Origin of the sequence: Micromonospora sp. NPDC023633, assembly GCF_040640035.1 — a bacterium.
Classification (GTDB): Bacteria; Actinomycetota; Actinomycetes; order Mycobacteriales; family Micromonosporaceae; genus Micromonospora.
The window spans coordinates 68,380-88,917 of sequence record NZ_JBFABB010000013.1; the positions used below are offsets into that span (position 1 = coordinate 68,380).

The window sequence follows — 20,538 nt, forward strand, 5'->3', positions numbered from 1 at the left end:
CCGGTCAGCGGGGCTCGGCGTCGGGAAAGCAGGCCGGCTCGGTGCACGCCTGGGCGCCACGGCTGTCGGCCCACGCGGCGGTGACCTCGGCGCACTGGTCCTCGTCGCGGGCGCAGTTCGCGTACACGGCCTGCACGGTGCGACCCGGGTAGCCGGGGATCGGCGCGGGCAGGGTGTCGCGGTGCGGGCGGTGGGCGACCGCGCCGGCCTCCAGGGGCAGGCGGACGGCGACGGACGCGCCGCCGACGGTCATCTCGCGGGGCACGCGGGGCAGGGTGATGGTGGTCATGCGGCTCGGGTCTCCTCGGTCGTGGTGGTGGGCCCGGCGTAGCGGGCGAGGACGGCGCGGACGGTGTTCGGGGACAGGCCGGTCGTCGCGGCGATCTGCCGGGCCGACCAGCGCAGCCCGGCGAGGCGGAGCACGTCGCCCTCCAAGCGGGCCCGACGCGCGCTTTCGGACTCCTCCAGGGCGGCCAGCGGCACGGCGGGGGCCTCGCACACCAGCCGCCGGTCCGCGACGGTCCACGTCGGGTCGCCGACGATGCGGGCTCCGTCGTTGGCGGCCATCACGTCCAGGGCGGCGGACGCCTCGGCGATGAGCGCGGCCCGGGGCCGGTCGGCGTCGCCGATCTCCCACAAGGCCAGGTAGGCGAAGGTGGTCATCAGTCCTCGTCTCCGATGCGGCGCCGGTGCTCGGCGTGTGCCGCGTCTACCTCGGGAGTCGGGGCCGCCTGGGTGTGTAGGCCGTTGGTCTTGGCTCGGCCGCACACGCACGGCCGCTGGCCGTTGTGGTCGGCGGGGATCACCGCGGACGGCGTGTACGGGTGAGGCCGACCCGACCGGCGGCGACCGCGGCTCACCGCTGCCCCCGGGCGCGCACCAGCTCGTCACGGAGGCGGTCGACCTCGGCGGCCAGTTCGGCGCGGAGTGCCTCGATCCGGTCGGCCTCGTCGCGCCACCGGCCGCAGTCCTCCGCCACCGCGTGCGCCAGGAGGTCAGCCTCGCCGAGCAGCAGGGGGTCGGCGGCCCGGCCGGAGTCGCGGGCCTCGCAGTAAGCGACGAACCGGTCCCCCATCGCGTCCCGGTCCGGCATGGGGAGCGGGGCCCGGCCCGGGGCCGGCGCGAGGCCGACCCCGGGGAACTGGATGACGTCAGCCACGGACGGCTCCGGCCAGCTCGGGCGCGGGCCGGCCGGCGGCGGCGTGCCACAGCATCGGCAGGATGTCCGTGCAGTCGGCCGGCGGCAGCCCGCAGCGCAGGCACGTCGGCGACAGCGGCACGCCGTCCGGGCCGGTCGCGCGGACGCCGGGCGCCGGCGTGGGTCCGGTCATCTCGTCGGCGATATCCGCATCCCAGTCCGCCTGCTCGGCCGGCATCCCGGTCAGCTCGCCGGCCATGTCGGTGCGGGCCTGCTCGCGCAGGGCCACCGCGTCGGGAGTGCCGAGCGAGGAGGCGTCGAGCAGGTCCTCGATGCGCGGGGCGTCCGGCAGGATCGCGTGCTCTGGGTGCTGCTTCGGCACCACCGGTGCCGGGCCGGCGTACCGGTCCACCCACGCCAGGCCGTACCGGTCGAGCACCCGCTGCGCCCGGGTCACCGCGACGTACGCCAGCATCGCCTCGTCACGGGCGATCCGGACCGACCCGTCCTCCGCCGGCCGCGGCTCCGGGAAGTCGTCCGCGATCCGGACGGAGCCCCACTCCCGGCCCTTCGCCTTGTGCGCGGTCGAGACCACGACGTCGGCGTACCGCTCGTCGACCAGGGCGTCGCACACCCGCATCACCTCGTACGGGCCGTGCCGGTCGATCAGCCGGACGAACACCCGCAGGTCGGCCCCGGCGGCGTCCATCTCGACGTACTCCTGCACCTCCCGCCACGTGCCGAAGGCGAACAGCTCCGGGTGGTCGGTCGGGAGTCCGGCCTGGAGCCGCTGGGCGGCCTCGGCCATGCGGCGGATGTCCTGCCCGCCGCCGACCAGCGCGGCGGCACGGCCCTGCCCGAGGGCCTCGATGACGCGGATGATGGCGCCGCCGTTGGAGCGGCACAGCACCGCGTCCGGCTCGTCGACGGGCTCGACCCGCGACGGCACCCGGTCGTAGCCGGTGAGCCGCAGGTCGGTGTTGTCGAGCAGCGACAGCCACTTGTTGGCCTCGGCGGCGATGGCCGGCCCGAACCGGAAGGACTGGGAGAGCTGGAAGCGGCGTCCGTCGAAGCTGGCCATCGCGTCGGTCGCCCCGCGCCACCCGTAGATGGCCTGCGCGCGGTCGCCGACGAGGATCCGCTGCGCCGGCTGCCGAGACACCAGACCGGCGACGGCCGGGTTGGAGTCCTGCGCCTCGTCGAGGAGCACGTAGTCGGCGTGGATCACCGGGTCGGTGAGGATCCACAGCTTCAGGTACATGTCGTGGGTGAAGCGGAGCTGCCCGTTGAGCTGCGTCAGGTCGGTGTCCCACGCCTTCTGGGCGACCGGCACCAGGTACTTCGCGAGCTCGGCCTGACCGGGCCGGTCGAGCCCGTTGACCAGCGGCACGTGCATCCGCTCGATCTGCCGGTCGTCGGAGTAGCAGAACCGCTGGACGGTCTCGCCGACGAGGCGGGCGAGCTGCTGCGGGGCGAGCATCGTCTCGCCGACCTTCACCGGCTCGTTGAGGCCGAGCAGGATGGCGGCCTGCCGGGCGGGCACCCGCGGCCCGTTGAGGCGGTGGGCGTACTGCCGGCCGACCGCCCCGTAGGCGAAGGAGTGCGCCGTCTTGCAGGTGACGGCGGCGGGGAACTCCTTGGCCGCGTCGGTGGCGATGGACCGGTTGTAGGCGAGGTAGGCGCCGCGGCGGCGGCCGGCGTCGTGGGCGAGCATCTTCAGCGTGCTGGTCTTGCCGGTGCCGGCGCCGGCCTCGATGGTGAGGTCCTCGCCGGTGCGGGCGGCCTCGATGATGGCGGCCTGCTCCTCGGTCGGGGTGTGGCTCATGCGGCGGCCTGGCCTTCCTGGTCGGTGGCGGGCGGGGTGTTCTGGGCGATCACGGCCTTCAGCCGGTCGATGACGGCGCTGGCCTCGTCGACGTTGAGGCGGTTCTGGGTGTCGATCTCCCGGCCGGTCACCTCGGACAGGAAGCGGAGACGGCTGTCCCGGTCCTCGATTCCGGCCTCCTTGCACATGGCGTGGATGCGTTTGTGCTGGGCGTCGACGGCCGGCTTGGACGGGAAGAGCTGCTCCTTGCGGACCGCCCAGCGGTCGCGGATGTAGTCCGACTCGGCGAGGCTGATTCGCTGCTCGGAGGCGACCTGCCCTGCGGCCTTCCACACCCGGCGTAGGGCGGTTTCGTCGTACGCCTGGGCGAGGTCGTGGAGGATGCCGGTGCCAGCCGCGCTGAGCGCCTCGGGCGCCGGAAACTCGCCGACGGCGTACTGGCGGGGCGGCCCGGAGACCGGCCGGTTGGCCGGCGGGCCCGACACCGGACGTTCGTCGACGTCCCGGCCGATCGAGTCGTCCTCCGTGGACAGCGGCACCAGATCCCGCACGTGCGCGGTCTCCGGGTTGCACTTCAAGATGTCGAAGACGAGCTTCTCCAGGGTCAGACCTGGGACCGGCCGAGGCCGGTCGACACCGGGCCGGATGCCGGCGTGCACCGACCGGGCGCCGACGACCATCGGCGGGTGATCGCGGGAGACACGGACCCAGACCGTGGCGTCGAAGGCGAGGTTCTTCTGGCCCTCGACCTTGTACTCCTTGCTGCCCTCGACCGGACGACCGCCGTTGTCGAGCGCGGCGACCTCCTTGCCCCGTGCGGTGATCACGACGATCCCGGGGAAGGTCATCAGGTGGGTCATCAGTCGCCGGTGCTTGGCGTTGATCTCGTTCCAGAGATCCATCGAGATCTGCGGCTCGGCGTCCGGGGCGATCTGCTTCCCTCGCTTCGCCAGCCGGGCTCGGGCCTTGGCGTCGGCGATGCCCTTGAGCAGGTCCCACTCCAGGGTTCCGGAGTCGATGCCCAGGACGACGGGGGGCAGCTTGGCGGCGGCGACCCGGGCGGCTTCGGCCTTGGCCGCTTCGACCTGGCCGAGGATGTCGCCGAACGTGCCGTCGTGCTCGACGATCTCGTACCGGGCTCCGGGGATGGCGCCGTACTCGTCGCCCGCCCCCTCGCCGAGGTCAATCCAGTAGGTCGGGCCGACCCTCGGCGACGCGGACAGTTCGGCGATCATCCAGCTCTTGCCGGCCTTCTCGCCGCCCTCGACGAGGATGAGCGGCCACGGCACGCGGCCGGTGGGCTTGCGGGTACGCAGGGCGGGGGCGGTCACTGCTGGGCTCCCTGGGTGGTGTCGGTGTCGGTCAGGTCGCTGCGGAGCTCGGCGAGGACGGCGGCCGTGTCGATGCGGCCGGTGCGCTCGTCGACGCCCGCGGGCAGGTGCCGGTCGGCCCAGTGGTGCGGGGCGAGGGCCTGCCGGTCGGCGGGGTGCAGCGGCGACCAGTCGGCGGAGACCGGCTCGGCGACCTGGTGGTGGGTGCCGCGCTTCTCGCGGCGGCCGGCGCGGTGGCGGCCGATGTACGGCCCGGCCGGGGCCGGCCCCTCGGTGGGGGCCGGCGCGGCGACGGGCGACTGCTGGGCGGTCACCGCTGGTCCTTCCGGTCGAAGTCGGCGGCGGAGCGGGCGGTGTGGATGTCGCGGAGGGTGCGGTGACCCCAGAGGGGCCACGGCCGCTCCGCGTCGGGGGTGAGGACGGCCGAGGCGACCGCCCGCTGCTCCAGCTCGGCGCGCAGCCGCCGCTCCTCGCGGTGGGCGGTGCGCAGGTCGTCGCGGGCCTCGTCCCGCTCGGCGGTGGTGGCCGCGAGGGCGGTGGCGTACCCGTACGCCAGCAGCGACGCGGTGGCCAGGAGGACCAGCAGCACGACGGCGGTGACGGCCAGGGCCACGGTCAGGGCGGCCATCACGCCGCGTCCCGGAGGGCGGGGTCGGTCAGCGGCAGCAGGCCCAGCAGGTGCGGCGGGATCGTCACGGCGTCGGTCACCACGTAGGCGTCCGGGGCCGGGTAGTCGCCGGCGGCCACACCGATCCAGTACGCGCACTCGTCGTTGTGGACGTCGCCGGGCAGGTGCCCGCACGGCAGGTCCGGCACCGTGATCGGGTCGGCGGTGAAGTAGCTGGGGCCGCGCGGCGGCACCTGCGGCGGGTTGCTCCACGGGGTGGTGGGCCGCGGCTGCGGCGTGGGCTGGGACGGCTGGCTCATCGCGCGCCGCCCTGCGCGGCACGCAACTCGGCGACCTCGGCGCGCAGCCGCTCCAGCTCGCTCTCCTGCGGCTCGGCCTTCGTCTGCGCCCGGACGTCCAACCACGCCCCGTACTTCTGGCCGTCGAGCAGGATCCGGTGGGTGGTGAACGGGATGCTGTTGGCCGAGTCGACCTTGATGGCGCTTCCGAGGTACTCGGCCCACCGCTCCAGGTCGGCCCGGCTGTGCAGCACACCGAGGTTGAGGGTGCTGCTCAGCGTGTCCTTGAGGGGCAGTTCCAGGCGGACGATGTCGTCGGCGATGCGGTGCAGCTCGGCGGCGAGACGGTCCCGCAGGTCCGTGTCGCACCGGCCGTCGACCAGGCCGGACGAGTTGTGCTTGCGCACGTCCACGCCGCACTCGCGGGGGCAGGACATGTACCGGGGCTCGACGACCTCGACCGGTCCGGCCGGGGCGAGCCCGGCGCCGGTGACCGCGCCCGCCACCTGGTCGAGCGTCAGCCCGGTCAGGGTCAGGTCGGTGCTGTCCCGGCCCCCGTCGGTGATGGCGGTGATCTCCCGCCCCGACGGGTGGAGCAGGGCGCGCTCGGTGCTGCCGTCGGCGAGCTGGTCGACGCGGTCGACCTTCCAGCCGGCGGCGTGAAGGGCGCGGACCGCGCCGGTCGCGGCCGTGAGGCCGGGGCGGATAGTCTTGCTGGACATCTGGACTCCTTGCTTCGCGGTTGGTTGTCCGGGTGTTGTGAGCCCTCGGCCGGTGGTGCGGCTGGGGGCTCGCGTGTTACTGCCGGCGGTTCCAGATCACGTCGGCGCGGGCGGTGGCCATCACGCGGCGCTCCGGGCGGTGTCGGCCGCCTGCTCGGCGGCCTTGCGCTGCCGGATCTCCAGCTCGATCTCGGCGAGGACGCGGGTGAGGTCGGCGGCGATCTGCCGGCCCTTCGGGCTGTCCGGGTCGAGGCGCTCGACCGGCTCGATGGCCGGGCGGGTGGCGGGCTGCGTCATGCCGCCACCTCGAAGAGCTCGTCGACGGTCGTGCCGAGCCGGTCAGCCATGCGCATCGCCACCGTGAGGGTGGGCGTGACCTCGCCCTTGCGGATGCGGTAGAGGGTGGTGCGGTTCATGCCGAAGAGGCGGGCCAGCTCGATCTCGGAGCTGGCGTCCAGGTCTGCCGTGAGCTTGGTGAAGACGTCGGTCTTGAGCCGGATCGGCGAGAGTGTTGCGGCCTCGCCTCGGGGGGGTGCTGCACTCATGCCACAGACCGTACCTCCGCTGTGGGGGTGTTGCAACAGTGCAACACATCGGCCGAACGGCTGATTCGTGAATGGGCCCTGCGTCCCCTAGCGTTGCACCCATGCAACGTGTCGAAACGCCCGTGAGGGCACTCACCAGACGGCAATTCAGCCTGCTGCAACCACGCCGCACGACGCGTCCAGAGCCGTTACGACCTGCGGATATGCCGAGTTCAGTGCCTTACGGTGTGCACGTGGGCAACACTGCGACGCCCGACCGTGGCACCTGGGCATCACTCGTCACCACGACGCGTGAGCGTGTCGGCATGAACAAGTCGGAGCTGGCCCGCCGGCTCGGTATCGACCGGACCACGATCATTCGCTGGGAGTCCGGCAGGAGCCGACCCGAGGACCCGGCTGTCGTCGAGGCCTTCGCCGCCCTGTTCGGCCTCAACGCCGACGAGGTGCTTGTGGCGGCCGGGCTGCGGGTCGGGACCTCGCCCCCCGGCCGGTCGACGAGTGACCCGCCACTCGATCCCGACATGGTGATCATCATGCGCAGACTGACCAGCCCCACCGCGAGCGAAGCCGAGAAGGCCACCATCCGGGCCACCCTGCGCTACCTCGCCGACCTCGCCGACCGCACCGAACGGGGCGAGGGTCAGGACCGCCGCGCTAGCTGATGCCGCCCCGCCGCAAGCTCGCCGCCGTGCCCGACCGCCCCACCCGCGTCCTGCTCTACGTCCGGGTCAGCGCGCTCATGGGTCGCGGCGGCGACGACTTCCACTCGCCGGACGTCCAGACCTCCGCCATGCGCCGCGCCACCCACGGCATGCGAGAGGTCGGCGTCGTCGAAGACATCGACGTCTCCGGCACCCACTTCACCCGCGAGGGCATCGACCGGGTCCGCCAGATGGCCCGCGACGGACAGATCGACGCCATCGCCGTCTACGACGTCAGCCGCTTCGGCCGCGACGTCCTAGAGAGCCTGCTCGTCCTCCGCGAGCTCGCCGAATCCGGCGTCACGATCATCTCCGCGTGCGAGCACATCGACACGTCCACGCCGGCCGGCGAGATGATGCTCATCAACCTGCTCAACCTGGCGCAGTACCGCGCGAGGGAGATCGGCCGCGCCTGGTCGGCCACCATCGCCCGCCGCGCCGAACAGGGCCGCCACCACGGCCGCCCACCCACCGGCTACCGGCGCGCCGACGACGGCCGCCTGGAACCCGACCCAGTCCTCGGCCACGTCATCGCCGGAGCGTTCCGCGACTACGCCGCCGGCGCCGGGGTGCGCGACATCCGACGCCGCATCCAGAACGCCAGCGGCCTCGCCCTCGCCACCAGCACCCTCAAGAAGCTGCTCGCCAACCCCACCTACCTCGGCGTGGTCCACAGCCGCGGCCCAGGCGGCATGGTCGAAACGCCAGACGCCCATCCGCCGCTCGTCGACGAGGACACCTGGCAGCAGGTGCAGACCCGCATCGAGGCTGACCGGCGAGTGCACCCCCGCGTCCAGGACGCCCGGTACAGCCTGTCCGGCATCGGCCGGTGCGGTGCCTGCGAGGGGCACACCAACATCCGCCCCCACCGAAACGGCCCGGGCATCTTCTGCCGCAACCAGTGGGAGTTGACCAGCCCGTGCGCGGGGTGCGGACACCTGCGCCTGGCCGCCGTCGAGGAGGCGCTCCTCGGGCAGGTGCGTGCCCGCGTCGAGCTGCTGCGCGGCGACGTGGCAGCGCGGACCGCGCACGCCGCCCGGGCGGTACGGGCCGGCGCGGACGTGGAGGCCCTCCACCGCGAGCTGGAGGCCACCCGGCGGGCCATGGCGCGGGCCACCGAGCGGTGGGCGCGGGAGCAGCTGGACGACCGCACCTACGACGACACGATGGCGGACCTGCGGCGCGCCGAGACGCAGCTGGTGGAGAACCTGACATCAGCCCGGTCAGTGGTGCAGGCGGCAGCGCCCGAATCGGTGGTGTCGCTGGGGGAGAAACTGCTGGAGTTGTGGCCGGAAATGGACGGCGGGCAGCGGAATAGAGCGCTGCGGCAAATCCTGGTGACGGTGACGATTCGGCCGTCCGAGTTTTACCGGCAGCCAGCATCACAGCGGATTGTTGTCGAATGGCGCTGACCCACATTTAGCAACCAGCACCGACGTGCTGGTCAACGGCGTCCGGGTCTGGGTGGACCGGGGGCGGGGCCTGCACCAGGTCGCGGTGCCGCTCGGCACGGTGGACGACGTACGCCGGCTCGCCCAGCGGCTCACCGCCAGCGCCGGCCGGCGGCTCGACGACGGCTCCCCGTACGCGGACGCCCGGCTTCCCGACGGCACCCGGCTGCACGCGGTGCTGCCGCCCGTGGCGACCGACGGGCCCTACCTGTCCCTGCGGACCTTCCGGCAGCGGCCCTTCACCCTCGACGAGTTGGTGAGCCAGGGGACGGTTCCCCGACCGGTGGCGCCGGTGCTCTCCGCCGTGGTGGCGGCCCGGCTGGCGTACCTGGTGACCGGCGGCACCGGCTCGGGCAAGACGACGTTGCTGAACACGCTGCTCGGACTGGTCCCGGCCACCGAACGGATCGTGCTGGTGGAGGACGCGGCCGAGCTGCACCCCCGGCATCCGCACGTCGTCGGGTTGCAGGCCAGGACGGCCAACGTGGAGGGTTCCGGCGCGGTCGGCCTGACCGACCTGGTGCGGCAGGCGCTGCGGATGCGGCCCGACCGGCTGGTGGTCGGCGAGTGCCGGGGCGGGGAGGTGGTCGACCTGCTCGCCGCCCTGAACACCGGCCACGACGGAGGCGCCGGCACCCTGCACGCCAACGCCCCGTCGGACGTGCCGGCGCGGCTGGAGGCCCTCGGGATGCTCGGCGGGCTGCCCCGCCCGGCCCTGCACGCCCAGGTGGCCGCCGCGCTCCAGGTGCTGCTCCAGGTGCGCCGGAGCGCCGAGGGGCGGGTGTTGGAATCGGTCTGCCTGCTGCTGCCGGAGGGCCCGGACCGGCTGGTGACTGCGGTTCCCGCCTGGGTACGCGGACGCGGGCCGGACCTCGCCGCACCGGCGCTCGCCACACTGCTGCGGGAGCGGGCCGTAGCGGTGCCGCCGGTCCTGACCGAGCCGTGGCCGGGATCGGCGGGACCGAAGTGACCACCCCGTACGCGCTGGTGGTGCTCTCGGTCCTGGCGACGGCGGTGCTGATAGCCGGGGCGATGCGTGGTGGTCGGCGTCGGCGGGGCGTGCTGGTGGCCGGCGTGGGCGCAACCGCGCGCACCGGCGCCGAGGACCCGCTCGTCGACTGGATCACCGAGCTGCGCCGGACACCCGGTGAGGGTGCGGAAGCCACGGCGGGACGCATCGGCGGGGGCGTTGCGCCCCCGCAGGCCGTCGGCCGCCGCGACCCGCGCGACGAACCCCGGGTTCGCCTCCGGCAGTCGCCGACAGGCCCGGACGCCTCAGCCGGCGGCTCCCCCGGTAGTGGGCGCGAGCCGGCGGGCGGGGCCCGGTGGGCGTCGCGGGACGCGGTCGACCGGTCGCCCTGGCCCTGGCCGGCGGGAGACGACCGTGGCGCGACGCGCCCGGCGGGGCCGGTCCGGCCCGGTGACGGAGACCCCGGTCGGGTCCGGCCACCTGCGCGGCGGGACGCCCGACGACCCGGCGGAACGCCCGCCCCGACGGCCGCCCGTTCACGTCCGCCCGAGGCGGTGACCGGTCCGCCCGGCGAGGGTCGGCGACCGAGGTGGCTCCGGCCGGACGCGCTGACGGCGTCCCCCCGGCGCACCCTGCTGCTCGCCGCGGCGGCCGGCACCGGAGCCGGCCTGCTGATGGCCGGTCCGGTGGCGGCGGTGGCCGTCGGCGCCTACGGCACGCTGGCCGCCCGCGCGCTGCTCCGACGCAAGGACGGCCAGTACGCCGTCCGGGCCCGGCGGCGCCGGCTGGACCAGCTCTGCGGGCTGGCGGCCGACTTGCGGGCCGGCCTGCCGATACCGGTCGCCGCCGAGCGGCTCACCCTCGATCCGACGGGGACCGATGGTGGCTCTCCGGGCGGCGGCGCGGCGGCTTGCGACGAGCGGGGCGGGGCGGGGCGTCTGGACCGACTGGCCCGCGCGGCCGTACGCCTCGCCGACCAGACGGGCGCGCCGCTGGCGGAGTTGCTGGAGCGGATCGAGGCGGACGCCCGTTCGGCCGACCGTGGGCTGGCCGCGGCGGAGGCCCAGGCGGCCGGGGCGCGGGCCACCGCCCTGCTGCTCGCCGCCCTGCCGCTCGGCGGCATCGGGCTCGGCTACGGCATCGGCGTCGACCCGGTGGCGGTGCTGCTGCACACCCCCGTCGGCGGTGCGTGCGCGGTCGTCGCCATCGCGCTCCAGGTCGCGGGACTCTTCTGGGCCGAGCGGCTCGGCGCGACGCCGGGACGGGTGAGCTGATGCCCCGGGTGGCGCTGGTCGTGGGCTTCGTGGCGGCGGCCCTGATCGCCGCGATGTTCGTGGCGGGCCGGCGGCCTCTGCGCCGGCTGCGCGCGCTGCGCAGGGCGCCGGTCGGCGTGCACCCGGCCGCCTCGCCCCGTCGACGGGGCGGTTCCGGTGACGACACGACCGACGACGTCCGTCGTCGGCGGCGGCCGGACGCCATCCGCGTCGCCGCGGGCCTGGGCGGCGTGGCCGTGGCCGTCGTCTTCGGCGGCTGGCCCGGGGTGGTGGCGGCCCTGCCGACGGCGCTGCTGCTCGATCGGCTGCTCCGTCGGATCGAGCCCCCGGCCGTGCGGAACCGGCGGTTGCGGGAGGCGGCCGATCTTCCGCTCGCCGCCGACCTCCTGGCGGCGGCGATGCGGGCGGGAGCACCCGTGGACAGGTCCATCCTGGCCGTGGCGGGAGCGCTGGACGGGCCGCTCGCCGACCGGCTCGCCCAGGTCGGCCGGTTGCTGCGGCTCGGTGGCGGCCCCGAGGAGGCGTGGGCGCCGCTCGCGGCGGTGCCGGGAGCCGAGCGACTGACCGCCGCCGTGCTGCGCAGCGCGAACAGCGGAGCCGCGCTGGCCGGCGCACTGACCCGACTCGCCGACGACCTGCGTGCCGACCGGGCCACGACCGCGGAGGCGGCCGCCCGCCGAGCCGGCGTGCTCATCGTCCTGCCGCTGGGGCTCTGCTTCCTGCCGGCCTTCATTCTCGCCGGCCTGGTGCCGGTGATCGTCGCCGTCCTCGGCGACGTGCTCTGACCACCAACGAGGAAAGGACAAGGACGTGCGCAAACTGCTCGCCCGCCTGCGCGGCGACGCCGGAATGAACACCGCCGAGTACGCCGTCGGCACCCTGGCCGCGGTCGCCTTCGCCGGGATCCTGCTGAAGGTGCTGACCTCGGGCAACGTGCAGTCCGCGTTGACCGCCGTCATCGACCGGGCACTCAAGTGAGCCGGCGCCGGCCGGCCGGCCGTGACCGGGGTTCCTTCACCGCCGAACTGGCGGCCGGCCTGCCGGCGCTTCTGCTGCTCCTGCTCGCCGGGTTGTCGGCGGTCAACGCCGTCGGCACGAGGGCGGGCTGCCTGCACGCGGCCCGGGAGGCGGCGCTGGCCGCCTCCCGGGGCGCCGACGGGGTCGCCGCTGCCAGCCGTGCGGCCCCGCCGGGAGCGGAGGTGACCGTCACCGTCGACGGCCAGCGGGTCGTCGCCACCGTCCGGGCACCCGTACGCGCGCTCGGCTCCCGGCTGCCCCGGATCTCCGTGACCGCGGCGGCGGTCGCGGCCGTGGAGCCCGGTGTCGTGGGGCCCGGGATCGCGGAGCCCGCGCCCCCGGCCACCGATCCGGCGGAGGATGACGGACCCGGTGCGGCGTCCGGGGTGGCAGGACCGTGACCGGGCGGAGCGGAGGCGCCGACCGGCGGGGCGGCGGCACGGTGGAAGTGCGCGGGAGCGCGGTGAGACACACGGGGGAGCGTGGTGGGGCGACCGTCTGCCTGCTCGCCGTGGGGCTGGCGTTCGTCATGGTCGGGTTGTTCGGTGCCGCCGTCGGCGCGGCCCGGACGGCCCGGCAGCAGGCGCGGGTGGCGGCGGACTTCGGCGCGCTGGCCGGTGCCGGCGAGGCCCTCCTGGGTCAGCCGGCGGCCTGCGGTCGGGCTGCCGAGATCACCGCCGCCAACGGTGGACGGCTGCTCGCCTGTCGGCTCGACGGCCTCGACGTCCTGGTGACCGCCGAGGTTGCCGTGAGCCCGCTGCCCGGCCTGGCGCGGGTGGCGACGGCCAGCGCCCGTGCCGGCCCGGTCCGCGGCTGAGCGACAGGCACGCCGCCCCCGGTGGCGGCCCGACGTCATCACGGGCTCGTCGACCGCTCCACCGGATCCGGCGAGCCCTCTCCGGGTCGTGGTGCTTGCGCTGACCGCGCCGGACGTGATCACGTCGCGCCGGACGTGACCGCGCGCCGCCCCGATCATGCTGGAAGTGATCCCGCTGGAAGCGACCGTGCCGCGTCGGACGCGACCGCACGCCGCGCCGATCACTCTGGGCGTGATCGCGTCGGAAACGACCGCGCCGCGCCGGGCGCGATCACCGTGCCGGGCGCGACCGGGCCGGGGCGACGGGAGTCGACACCCCGACCCGGGCGGGTCAGCGTCCCTGGAGGGCGTCGAGGGCGACGGCCATCGCGATCACGAGGCGGCGGTCGACCTGCGGGTGCTGGATCTGGACGACGTACCGGTCGCGCAGGCCCCACTGCTTGATGACGGAGAAGACCGGCTGACCGCCGGCGACGAAGTCGAAGTGGTAGGGCAGCCAGGACAGCGAGTCGACGAACCGGCGCAGCAGCGCCACCGGCATGCTGCGCTCCTGGCCGGTGATCTGCGGCAGGCCGGCCTGCTCGACGTGCCAGGTGGACCGCAGCAGGGACTGGGCGAAGTCCTTGCGGAACAGGCCGATCGGGTTGCCGGCGTGGTCGGTCACGTCGTACGTGGCACCGATGTCGAGGCGCTGGCGGGCCTTGAACCCGAGCAGGGGCTGCTGCTTCGAGTCGTCGGTGTAGATCGTCACCTGCTCCTTGAAGGCGAGCCGCTTCTGCTGGGCGAACCCCAGCAGCCCGCCTTCGGAGCCGTCCGGTGCGACGGCGTGGACCTCGTACTGGTTGACCATCATCCGGAGCCGCTGCCGGATGTGGAACTGCTGCTGGGCCTGCAGGTTGTCGAGTTGCATGAGTTCTCCTTCGAGGGGTCGCCGGAGTGTCGCACAGCTCCGACCGCTCCGCCGCCGACAGGTCACGCGACCTTCCCGCAGGCCACGCGGCCCGGCCCACCAGGACCCGCCCGTTCCGGCCGACCCCGGTGTGGCCCGCTCCGACGCCGTTACCCCACTCCGACGCCGTTACCCCGCCCCGACGCCGGAACCACCGAGGCCCGGCGACCTGCCGCGATCCGACGACCGTCACGACCCTGCTGTCCCCGCGCGGAGCGGGTTCACCGGCCCCCGTCGACGGTCGCCTTGAGCGCCCACGCGTTGAGGACCTGGTGGATGCTGCGCAGCCGCTCGTTGATCTGTTCCAGGCGTTCGGCCTGCGCCAGGCTGGCGAGCGCGGTGCCGAGGGCGATCTGCTGGTCGGGGGTGAGTTTCTCCTGGTCGATCGTGTAGAGCAGGTCGACGGTCTCGGCGATGGTGTCGGCCACGACTCCTCCTTCGGCGGGAAGGACGGCTAGGGGATCCGCGAGCACCGATGGAAGCGCTCCCAAGCCATCACTTGCCCCGAGAGAAGAGGTTCTATGCCTGGTTTCCACCACCCGGGACACGAGCGTCACCCGAACCGGTCTCCGCCAGCCGGGACGGAGCCGCCCGGTCCCGCGGGGTCGCCGGGGGCGACGTCGTCCGGAGCGAGGCGTTCACCTGGAACCGGAGGGTCGCCCGATAGGACGGCGGCGCCAGGCGGGCTGTCGAGCGGGTCGCCGGCAGGGCGGGGCGCCGGTACGCCGTCGGGCAGGTTGGCGAGCACCACGTCCAGCACCCGGACCGCGTCCGGCTTGGAGAGCGGGTTGTTGCCGTTGCCGCACTTCGGGGACTGCACGCAGGACGGGCAGCCGGCCTCGCAGCCGCACTCCGCGATCGCGTCCCGGGTGGCCCGCAGCCAGGCCGCCGCCGTCCCGTACGCGCGCTCGGCGAAGCCCGCCCCGCCCGGGTGCCCGTCGTAGACGAAGACCGTCGGGGCCTCGGTGTCCGGGTGCACCGCCGTGGAGAGCCCGCCGATGTCCCAGCGGTCGCAGGTGGCGGTGAGCGGTAGCAGGCCGATCGCGGCGTGCTCGGCGGCGTGCAGCGCTCCCGGCACGTCGGCGGGCTCCACGCCGGCGGCAGTCAGGGACCGCGGCGACAGGGTGAACCACACCGCGACCGTACGCAGCTCCCGGGCCGGCAGGTCCAGCGGGCGGGTGTCGATGACCTCGCCGGTGGCGATCCGCCGCCGCTGGTACGACACCACCTGGCTGGTCACGTCGACCTCGCCGAGGAAGAGCCCGACGGGGCCGGCGTCCACGTACGAGCGGACCGACACCACCGACAGCGAGGTGACGTCGCGGGCGTGGGTGGACCAGTCCGGCTCCTCGGGGTGCACCAGCGCGCACCCGTCGGCCAGGTCGAGCGAGTCGACCACGTACGAGACGCCCTGGTGCAGGTAGACCGCGCCGGGGTGGAGCAGGAAGTGCGACGAGCCGCCGTCGACGGTGCCGAGCAGCCGCCCGGTCGCCGCCTCCACCACGCAGACCGGCGCGCCGCCCTCGCCGCGCAGGTCCACCTCCGGCCGCTCCCGGTGCCGCCAGTACCAGCCGGTCGGCCGCTGCCGCAGCGCCCCCGCCGCGACCAGTTGGTCCACCGCCTCCTTCGCACCGTCGCCGAACAGCGCCAGGTCGTCGGGGGTCAGCGGCGCCTCGGCCGCCGCGCAGGCGAGCTGTGGGGCCAGCACGTACGGGTTGGCCGGGTCGAGCACGGTCGCCTCCACCGGCCGCCCGAAGACCGCCTCAGGGTGGTGCACGAGATAGGTGTCGAGCGGGTCGTCCCGGGCGACCAGCACGGCGAGCGCCTCCTGCCCGGAGCGCCCCGCCCGGCCGGCCTGCTGCCACAGCGAGGCCCGGGTGCCCGGGTAGCCGCAGATCAGCACCGCGTCGAGGCCGACCAGGTCGACGCCCAGCTCCAGCGCGTTGGTCGAGGCCAGCCCGAGCAGGTCGCCGTGCAGCAGGGCGCGTTCCAGTTCGCGCCGCTCCTCGCGCAGGTAGCCGGCCCGGTAGGCGGCCACCCGGTCGCCGAGCCCGGGCACCGCCTCGTCGAGGGACCGGCGGGCGTTCGCCGCGACGACCTCGGCGCCGCGCCGGGAGCGCACGAAGGCGAGCGTGCGTACCCCCTCGGCGACCGTGTCGGCGAGCAGGTCGGCGGTCTCCCGCAGGGCCGAGCGGCGGACCTGGGTGAGGTCCGCCTGCTGGTCCGCGGCCGAGTCCGGCGGCAGCAGCGGCGGCTCCCAGAGCGCGAACGTCACCCCGCCGCGCGGCGAGGTGTCCTCGGTGACTGCGTCGACGGGCAGCCCGGTGAGCCGCCCGGCCGCCGTCGCCGGGTCGCCGGAGGTGGCCGAGGCGAGCACGAAGACGGGTGTGCTCCGGAACCGGGCGCACTGCCGCCGCAGCCGGCGCAGCACGTGCGCGACGTGCGAGCCGAAGACCCCTCGGTAGGTGTGGCACTCGTCGATCACCACGTACGTGAGCCGGCGCAGGAAACCCGACCACTGGGCGTGCCCGGGCAGGATGCCGTGGTGCAGCATGTCCGGGTTGGTCAGCACGAACCGGGAGTGCCGCCGGATCCACTCCCGCTCGGCGCGCGGGGTGTCCCCGTCGTAGCAGGCGGGGCGTACCCCCTCCAGTTCCAACGCGGCGACGGCGCGCAACTGGTCGGCGGCGAGCGCCTTCGTGGGCGCCAGGTAGAGCACGGTGGCCCGGGGGTCGGCGAGCAGGGTGGCCAGCGCGGGGAGCTGGTAGGCCAGGGACTTGCCGGACGCGGTGCCGGTGGCCACCACCACGTGCCGGCCGTCGTACGCCAGGGTGGCCGCCTCCGCCTGGTGCCGCCAGGGCGCGACCACGCCGCGCCGGGCGAACGCCGCGCGCAGGTCCTCCGGTGCCCAGTCCGGCCACGGGACGGGCTCGCCGGCCCGTGCCGGCACCCGCTCGACGTGGGTGACCGGGTCGGTGCTGGTGCGGGCGCGCAGCCGGCCCAGCAGGTCGGCCGGCGCTCGCCCCGGCCCGGCCCCCACGGATACGGTCGCAGCGGACGACGGCTTCAGGTCGTCGCGCGGCGTCGGGTGCGCCGGGCCGGAGTTGTCGGACGACGGCTTCAGGTCGTCGCGCGGCGATCGACGCGCCGAGCTGAAGTCGTCGGAGGTCACGTCCTGCACTCTCGCACTGGTGTTCGGAGATGAAAAGTTGAGGGCCGGGGTAAGGGGATGCCTCCGCCGGCGAGCAGAGCCGGTCTCCGGCGGGGATGGTTAGATGCCCAGGAGAGTTTACGGCTCTTGCGAGGGAGGACCGATGGAGCTGTCGCTGGCGACCCGCACCGTGGGCGAGCACACGGTGCTCGAGGTCGGCGGTGAGGTGGACGTCTACACCGCCCCCCGGCTGCGGGAGCGGCTCCTCGAGCTGATCGACGGCGGGGCCCGCCACGTCGTGGTCGACCTGGGTCGGGTGGACTTCCTCGACTCCACGGGGCTGGGCGTGCTGGTCGGCGCGCTCAAGCGGCTACGCGCGGCCGGCGGTTCGTTCGCGCTGGTCTGCGACAAGGAGCCGCTGCTCAAGATCTTCCGGATCACCGCCCTCGACCAGGTCTTCCCGCTGCATCCCACGGTCGACGCGGCGATCGGCACCGACCCGGCCGGCGCTGGCGTCTGATGGCCACGGTCAAGCTCTCCTTCTCGCCGGCCCCGGTGCACGTGCGCACCGCGCGCCTGGTCGGGGTGGCGGTCGCCCGGCGGGCCGGGGTCCGCGAGGAGTTGCTCGACGAGGTGCGGCTGGCCATCGGTGAGGCGTGCACCCGTGCGGTCGCCCTGCACCGCCAGTACGGCGTGCCCGAGCCCGTGCTCGTCGAGATGTCCGACACGGGGGCGTACGCGGTGCGCGTCGTCGACCGCGCGCCGATCGAGGCCGGTCTCGGCCTGGCCGCGCTGGACGCCGACCAGCTCGCCAACGAGTCGCTGAACGAGGACGACCTCACCACCGGCGTCGGCTTCGCGCTGCTGGCCGGTTTCGTCGAGGATCTCCAGGTCCGCCCGGTCGACGAGGGCGTCGGCACCGAGGTGCGGATGGTCTGGCCCGTCGGCCGTTGAGTTGATCCTCCGACGCCCTCGCTGAGGGCATCCTGCGCCGTGAGGCCGCGTCCCGCTGGGGCGCGGCCTCTCTGGCATGGATGGGCTCCTATATCAGATTTTTCCTCATAACACAGCGACGTAGATCATCGACCGCCGGTGCCCCCTCGGTGTGACCTCCAACACTGTGGAGGGCTACAGTACGCGAGTTGTCAGCAAGTGATCCATCCCGCAGCCAGCGGGAACGGTTGTTCATCGCTGGTCCGTCCGGGGTGGGTGGCGCGCGCTTGCGACTCCGCATCCAGGCGCCGGGTCGGTGCGTCTCCACCGGCCGGCGCGAGCGTTCGGTACAGGAGGACACAGATGTCCGACACCTTGGCCGCCGAGGGCGGCGGGATCTCCCTCACCGGGAACAACGTCACGTACGTCGTCATCGCCGCGGTCATCGCGTTGGTGGCGCTCGCCTTCGCGGGCGCGTTGACGAAGGCCGTGCTGGCCGCCGGCAAGGGCACCAACAAAATGCAGGAGATCTCCGGCGCGGTCCAGGAGGGCGCCTCGGCCTACCTGCTCCGGCAGTTCCGGACCCTGGCGATCTTCGTGGTCGTCGCCGTGGTGCTGCTCTTCCTGCTGCCGGTGCACGACACCGACGGCAGCGAGATGGCGGTGAAGATCGGCCGGTCCGTCTTCTTCGTCGTCGGCGCGCTGTTCAGCGCGTTCATCGGCGGCGCCGGCATGTGGCTGGCCACCCGGGCCAACCTGCGCGTCGCCGCCGCCGCCCGGGAGCGCGAGGGCGGCCGGGAGGCCGCGATGAAGATCGCCTTCCGCACCGGTGGCGTGGTCGGCTTCCTCACCGTCGGCCTCGGCCTCTTCGGCGCCGCGCTGGTCGTGCTGTTCTACCGCAGCGACGCGCCGACCGTGCTGGAGGGCTTCGGCTTCGGCGCCGCGCTGCTCGCCATGTTCATGCGGGTCGGCGGCGGCATCTTCACCAAGGCCGCCGACGTCGGCGCCGACCTGGTCGGCAAGGTCGAGCAGGGCATCCCCGAGGACGACCCGCGCAACGCCGCCACGATCGCCGACAACGTGGGCGACAACGTGGGTGACTGCGCCGGCATGGCCGCCGACCTCTTCGAGTCGTACGCGGTCACCCTGGTCGCCGCGCTGATCCTCGGCCGCGCCGCCTTCGGCGAGGAGGGCCTGGTCTTCCCGCTGATCGTCTCCACCATCGGCGTGCTCATCGCGATCGTCGGCGTCTTCATCACCCGGCTGCGCGCCTCCGACCGCAACGGCCTGACCGCGATCAACCGGGCCTTCTACATCTCGGCGCTGCTCTCCGCGGTCCTGGTGGCGATCGCCACGTACGCGTACCTGCCGGCCACCTTCGCCGAGTTGGAGGGCGGGCTGACCGACGTCAGCGAGAACCCGCGGACGGTCGCCATCGGCGCGGTCGTCATCGGCATCGTGCTGGCCGCGGCGATCCAGGCGCTGACCGGCTACTTCACCGAGACCAACCGGCGCCCGGTGCAGGACATCGGCAAGAGCTCGCAGACCGGCGCCGCCACCGTCATCCTCGCCGGCATCAGCGTCGGCCTGGAGTCGGCGGTCTACTCGGCGCTGCTGATCGGCGCCGGCGTGTTCGGCGCGTTCCTGCTCGGCGGCAGCTCCATCACGCTCTCGCTGTTCGCCGTCGCGCTGGCCGGCACCGGCCTGCTCACCACGGTCGGCGTGATCGTCGCGATGGACACCTTCGGCCCGATCTCCGACAATGCCCAGGGCGTGGCGGAGATGTCCGGCGACATCGACGAGCACGGCGCCCGGACGCTCACCGAGCTGGACGCGGTCGGCAACACCACCAAGGCGATCACCAAGGGCATCGCGATCGCCACGGCGGTGCTCGCCGCCACGGCGCTGTTCGGCTCGTACACCGACACGCTGCGCACCGCGTACTCCGACGCGGGGGTGGGCGACGTCGGCACCGAGATCCTCAACTCGCTGAACGTGGCGAACCCGCGCAACCTGGTCGGCCTGATCATCGGCGCGGCAGTGGTGTTCCTCTTCTCCGGCCTGGCCATCAACGCGGTCTCCCGCTCGGCGGGCGCGGTCGTGATGGAGGTACGCCGGCAGTTCCGCGAGCTGCCCGGCATCATGGACGGCACCCAGCGCCCCGAGTACGGCAAGGTCGTCGACATCTGCACCCGGGACGCGCAGCGCGAGCTGATCACCCCCGGCCTGCTCGCCATCCTCGCCCCGATCGCGGTGGGCTTCGGCCTCGGGCCGGGCGCGCTGGCGGCGTACCTGGCCGGTGCGATCGGCGCCGGCACGCTGATGGCGGTCTTCCTGTCGAACTCCGGCGGCGCGTGGGACAACGCCAAGAAGCTCGTCGAGGACGGCGCGTACGGCGGCAAGGGCTCCGAGTCGCACGCCGCCACGGTCATCGGCGACACCGTCGGCGACCCGTTCAAGGACACCGCCGGCCCGGCGATCAACCCGCTGATCAAGGTGATGAACCTGGTCTCGCTGCTGATCGCGCCGGCCGTGGTGGCCTGGAGCGTGGGCGACGAGCGGAACACCGCCCTGCGGGTGGGGATCGCCGTGGTGGCGACGCTGATCATCGTCGCGGCGGTGGTGTTCAGCAAGCGCAAGGGCGTGGCGATGTCCGACTCCGACTCCGGCGCGGGTGCGGGCAGCCCGGACCAGCGGCCGGAGACGGTCAACGCCTGATCCGTCCAGCGTCCCGGTCCCCGGTCGGCCCGCGCGGCCGGCCGGGGACCGCACGTACCACCCGGCAAACCTGTCCGGTGCCCGGACTCG

The 20,538-nt window shown here is 74.2% G+C and carries 23 protein-coding genes and 2 pseudogenes; 11 read left to right on the plus strand and 14 right to left on the minus strand.

Annotated features, from left to right (window positions below):
- Positions 1 to 4: 4 nt before the first annotated feature.
- From AB0G13_RS06280 to AB0G13_RS06330, 11 genes are all read right to left on the minus strand, one after another.
- A complete protein-coding gene (locus AB0G13_RS06280; RefSeq protein ID WP_357869700.1) occupies positions 5 to 289 on the minus strand; it encodes a hypothetical protein in 285 nt (94 codons plus the stop codon).
- Complete coding sequence (locus tag AB0G13_RS06285) at positions 286 to 663, minus strand: helix-turn-helix domain-containing protein (protein ID WP_357869703.1); 378 nt, start codon at positions 661 to 663, stop codon at positions 286 to 288. The genes AB0G13_RS06280 and AB0G13_RS06285 overlap by 4 nt, the downstream gene beginning before the upstream one ends.
- Before the next feature lie 193 nt (positions 664 to 856).
- Positions 857 to 1,159, minus strand: a complete 303-nt coding sequence (locus tag AB0G13_RS06290) for a hypothetical protein (RefSeq protein ID WP_357869705.1) — start codon at positions 1,157 to 1,159, stop codon at positions 857 to 859.
- Positions 1,152 to 2,963, minus strand: a complete 1,812-nt coding sequence (locus tag AB0G13_RS06295; protein ID WP_357869707.1) for a UvrD-helicase domain-containing protein — start codon at positions 2,961 to 2,963, stop codon at positions 1,152 to 1,154. The genes AB0G13_RS06290 and AB0G13_RS06295 overlap by 8 nt, the downstream gene beginning before the upstream one ends.
- Positions 2,960 to 4,294, minus strand: a complete 1,335-nt coding sequence (locus tag AB0G13_RS06300) for a hypothetical protein (protein WP_357869708.1) — start codon at positions 4,292 to 4,294, stop codon at positions 2,960 to 2,962. The genes AB0G13_RS06295 and AB0G13_RS06300 overlap by 4 nt, the downstream gene beginning before the upstream one ends.
- Positions 4,291 to 4,608 carry a hypothetical protein gene (locus AB0G13_RS06305; protein ID WP_357869710.1) on the minus strand — a complete coding sequence of 106 codons (318 nt, stop codon included), beginning with the start codon at positions 4,606 to 4,608 and terminating at the stop codon, positions 4,291 to 4,293. Before AB0G13_RS06305 ends, AB0G13_RS06300 begins: the two co-directional genes overlap by 4 nt.
- The gene (locus AB0G13_RS06310) at positions 4,605 to 4,922 is read right to left on the minus strand and encodes a hypothetical protein (protein ID WP_357869711.1); all 318 of its coding nucleotides are present in this window, start codon (positions 4,920 to 4,922) and stop codon (positions 4,605 to 4,607) included. Before AB0G13_RS06310 ends, AB0G13_RS06305 begins: the two co-directional genes overlap by 4 nt.
- Complete coding sequence (locus tag AB0G13_RS06315; protein WP_357869713.1) at positions 4,922 to 5,221, minus strand: hypothetical protein; 300 nt, start codon at positions 5,219 to 5,221, stop codon at positions 4,922 to 4,924. The genes AB0G13_RS06310 and AB0G13_RS06315 overlap by 1 nt, the downstream gene beginning before the upstream one ends.
- Positions 5,218 to 5,922 (minus strand): hypothetical protein, encoded by a 705-nt coding sequence (locus tag AB0G13_RS06320; protein WP_357869716.1) that lies wholly within the window; start codon positions 5,920 to 5,922, stop codon positions 5,218 to 5,220. The genes AB0G13_RS06315 and AB0G13_RS06320 overlap by 4 nt, the downstream gene beginning before the upstream one ends.
- Positions 5,923 to 6,042: 120 nt before the next feature.
- Entirely contained in the window at positions 6,043 to 6,219 is a 177-nt protein-coding gene (locus tag AB0G13_RS06325) for a hypothetical protein (RefSeq protein WP_357869719.1), read from the minus strand.
- The gene (locus AB0G13_RS06330) at positions 6,216 to 6,467 is read right to left on the minus strand and encodes a helix-turn-helix domain-containing protein (protein WP_357869722.1); all 252 of its coding nucleotides are present in this window, start codon (positions 6,465 to 6,467) and stop codon (positions 6,216 to 6,218) included. Before AB0G13_RS06330 ends, AB0G13_RS06325 begins: the two co-directional genes overlap by 4 nt.
- A 203-nt stretch (positions 6,468 to 6,670) precedes the next feature.
- Between AB0G13_RS06330 and AB0G13_RS06335 the strand changes: the two genes are divergently transcribed.
- The 8 genes and pseudogenes from AB0G13_RS06335 (at position 6,671) to AB0G13_RS06370 (ending at position 12,697) form a co-directional block, all read left to right on the plus strand.
- Entirely contained in the window at positions 6,671 to 7,129 is a 459-nt protein-coding gene (locus tag AB0G13_RS06335; RefSeq protein WP_357869763.1) for a helix-turn-helix transcriptional regulator, read from the plus strand.
- 26 nt (positions 7,130 to 7,155) lie between these two features.
- The gene (locus AB0G13_RS06340) at positions 7,156 to 8,580 is read left to right on the plus strand and encodes a recombinase family protein (protein ID WP_357869725.1); all 1,425 of its coding nucleotides are present in this window, start codon (positions 7,156 to 7,158) and stop codon (positions 8,578 to 8,580) included.
- A 1-nt stretch (position 8,581) separates the two neighbouring features.
- Positions 8,582 to 9,589 (plus strand): annotated as a pseudogene (locus tag AB0G13_RS06345) (TadA family conjugal transfer-associated ATPase); the annotation flags it as partial.
- A gap of 608 nt (positions 9,590 to 10,197) precedes the next feature.
- Positions 10,198 to 10,863, plus strand: a pseudogene (locus AB0G13_RS06350) (hypothetical protein); the annotation flags it as partial.
- 53 nt (positions 10,864 to 10,916) lie between these two features.
- The gene (locus AB0G13_RS06355) at positions 10,917 to 11,648 is read left to right on the plus strand and encodes a type II secretion system F family protein (RefSeq protein WP_357869766.1); all 732 of its coding nucleotides are present in this window, start codon (positions 10,917 to 10,919) and stop codon (positions 11,646 to 11,648) included.
- A gap of 64 nt (positions 11,649 to 11,712) precedes the next feature.
- Positions 11,713 to 11,841, plus strand: coding sequence for a DUF4244 domain-containing protein (locus tag AB0G13_RS06360; RefSeq protein WP_208418639.1), 129 nt, complete (start codon positions 11,713 to 11,715; stop codon positions 11,839 to 11,841).
- A complete protein-coding gene (locus tag AB0G13_RS06365) occupies positions 11,838 to 12,281 on the plus strand; it encodes a TadE family type IV pilus minor pilin (RefSeq protein WP_357869727.1) in 444 nt (147 codons plus the stop codon). Before AB0G13_RS06360 ends, AB0G13_RS06365 begins: the two co-directional genes overlap by 4 nt.
- 62 nt (positions 12,282 to 12,343) lie before the next feature.
- Positions 12,344 to 12,697, plus strand: a complete 354-nt coding sequence (locus AB0G13_RS06370) for an Rv3654c family TadE-like protein (protein ID WP_357869730.1) — start codon at positions 12,344 to 12,346, stop codon at positions 12,695 to 12,697.
- 331 nt (positions 12,698 to 13,028) lie between these two features.
- On the opposite strand, the gene AB0G13_RS06375 is transcribed toward AB0G13_RS06370, so the two are convergent.
- The 3 genes from AB0G13_RS06375 to AB0G13_RS06385 form a co-directional block, all read right to left on the minus strand.
- The gene (locus AB0G13_RS06375; protein WP_357869733.1) at positions 13,029 to 13,607 is read right to left on the minus strand and encodes a hypothetical protein; all 579 of its coding nucleotides are present in this window, start codon (positions 13,605 to 13,607) and stop codon (positions 13,029 to 13,031) included.
- A gap of 260 nt (positions 13,608 to 13,867) precedes the next feature.
- Positions 13,868 to 14,074, minus strand: a complete 207-nt coding sequence (locus AB0G13_RS06380) for a hypothetical protein (protein ID WP_121397051.1) — start codon at positions 14,072 to 14,074, stop codon at positions 13,868 to 13,870.
- A 125-nt stretch (positions 14,075 to 14,199) separates the two neighbouring features.
- Positions 14,200 to 16,818: a DEAD/DEAH box helicase gene (locus AB0G13_RS06385; protein ID WP_357869737.1), complete on the minus strand. Its 2,619-nt coding sequence runs from the start codon at positions 16,816 to 16,818 to the stop codon at positions 14,200 to 14,202.
- A gap of 142 nt (positions 16,819 to 16,960) precedes the next feature.
- On the opposite strand from AB0G13_RS06385, the gene AB0G13_RS06390 reads away from it, so the two are divergent.
- The 3 genes from AB0G13_RS06390 to AB0G13_RS06400 all read left to right on the plus strand — a co-directional run bounded on the left by AB0G13_RS06390 (position 16,961) and on the right by AB0G13_RS06400 (position 20,448).
- A complete protein-coding gene (locus AB0G13_RS06390; RefSeq protein WP_357869740.1) occupies positions 16,961 to 17,317 on the plus strand; it encodes an STAS domain-containing protein in 357 nt (118 codons plus the stop codon).
- Positions 17,317 to 17,751: an ATP-binding protein gene (locus tag AB0G13_RS06395; RefSeq protein WP_357869743.1), complete on the plus strand. Its 435-nt coding sequence runs from the start codon at positions 17,317 to 17,319 to the stop codon at positions 17,749 to 17,751. The genes AB0G13_RS06390 and AB0G13_RS06395 overlap by 1 nt, the downstream gene beginning before the upstream one ends.
- A 342-nt stretch (positions 17,752 to 18,093) precedes the next feature.
- Positions 18,094 to 20,448, plus strand: coding sequence for a sodium-translocating pyrophosphatase (locus AB0G13_RS06400; RefSeq protein ID WP_357869746.1), 2,355 nt, complete (start codon positions 18,094 to 18,096; stop codon positions 20,446 to 20,448).
- Positions 20,449 to 20,538: the final 90 nt, after the last annotated feature.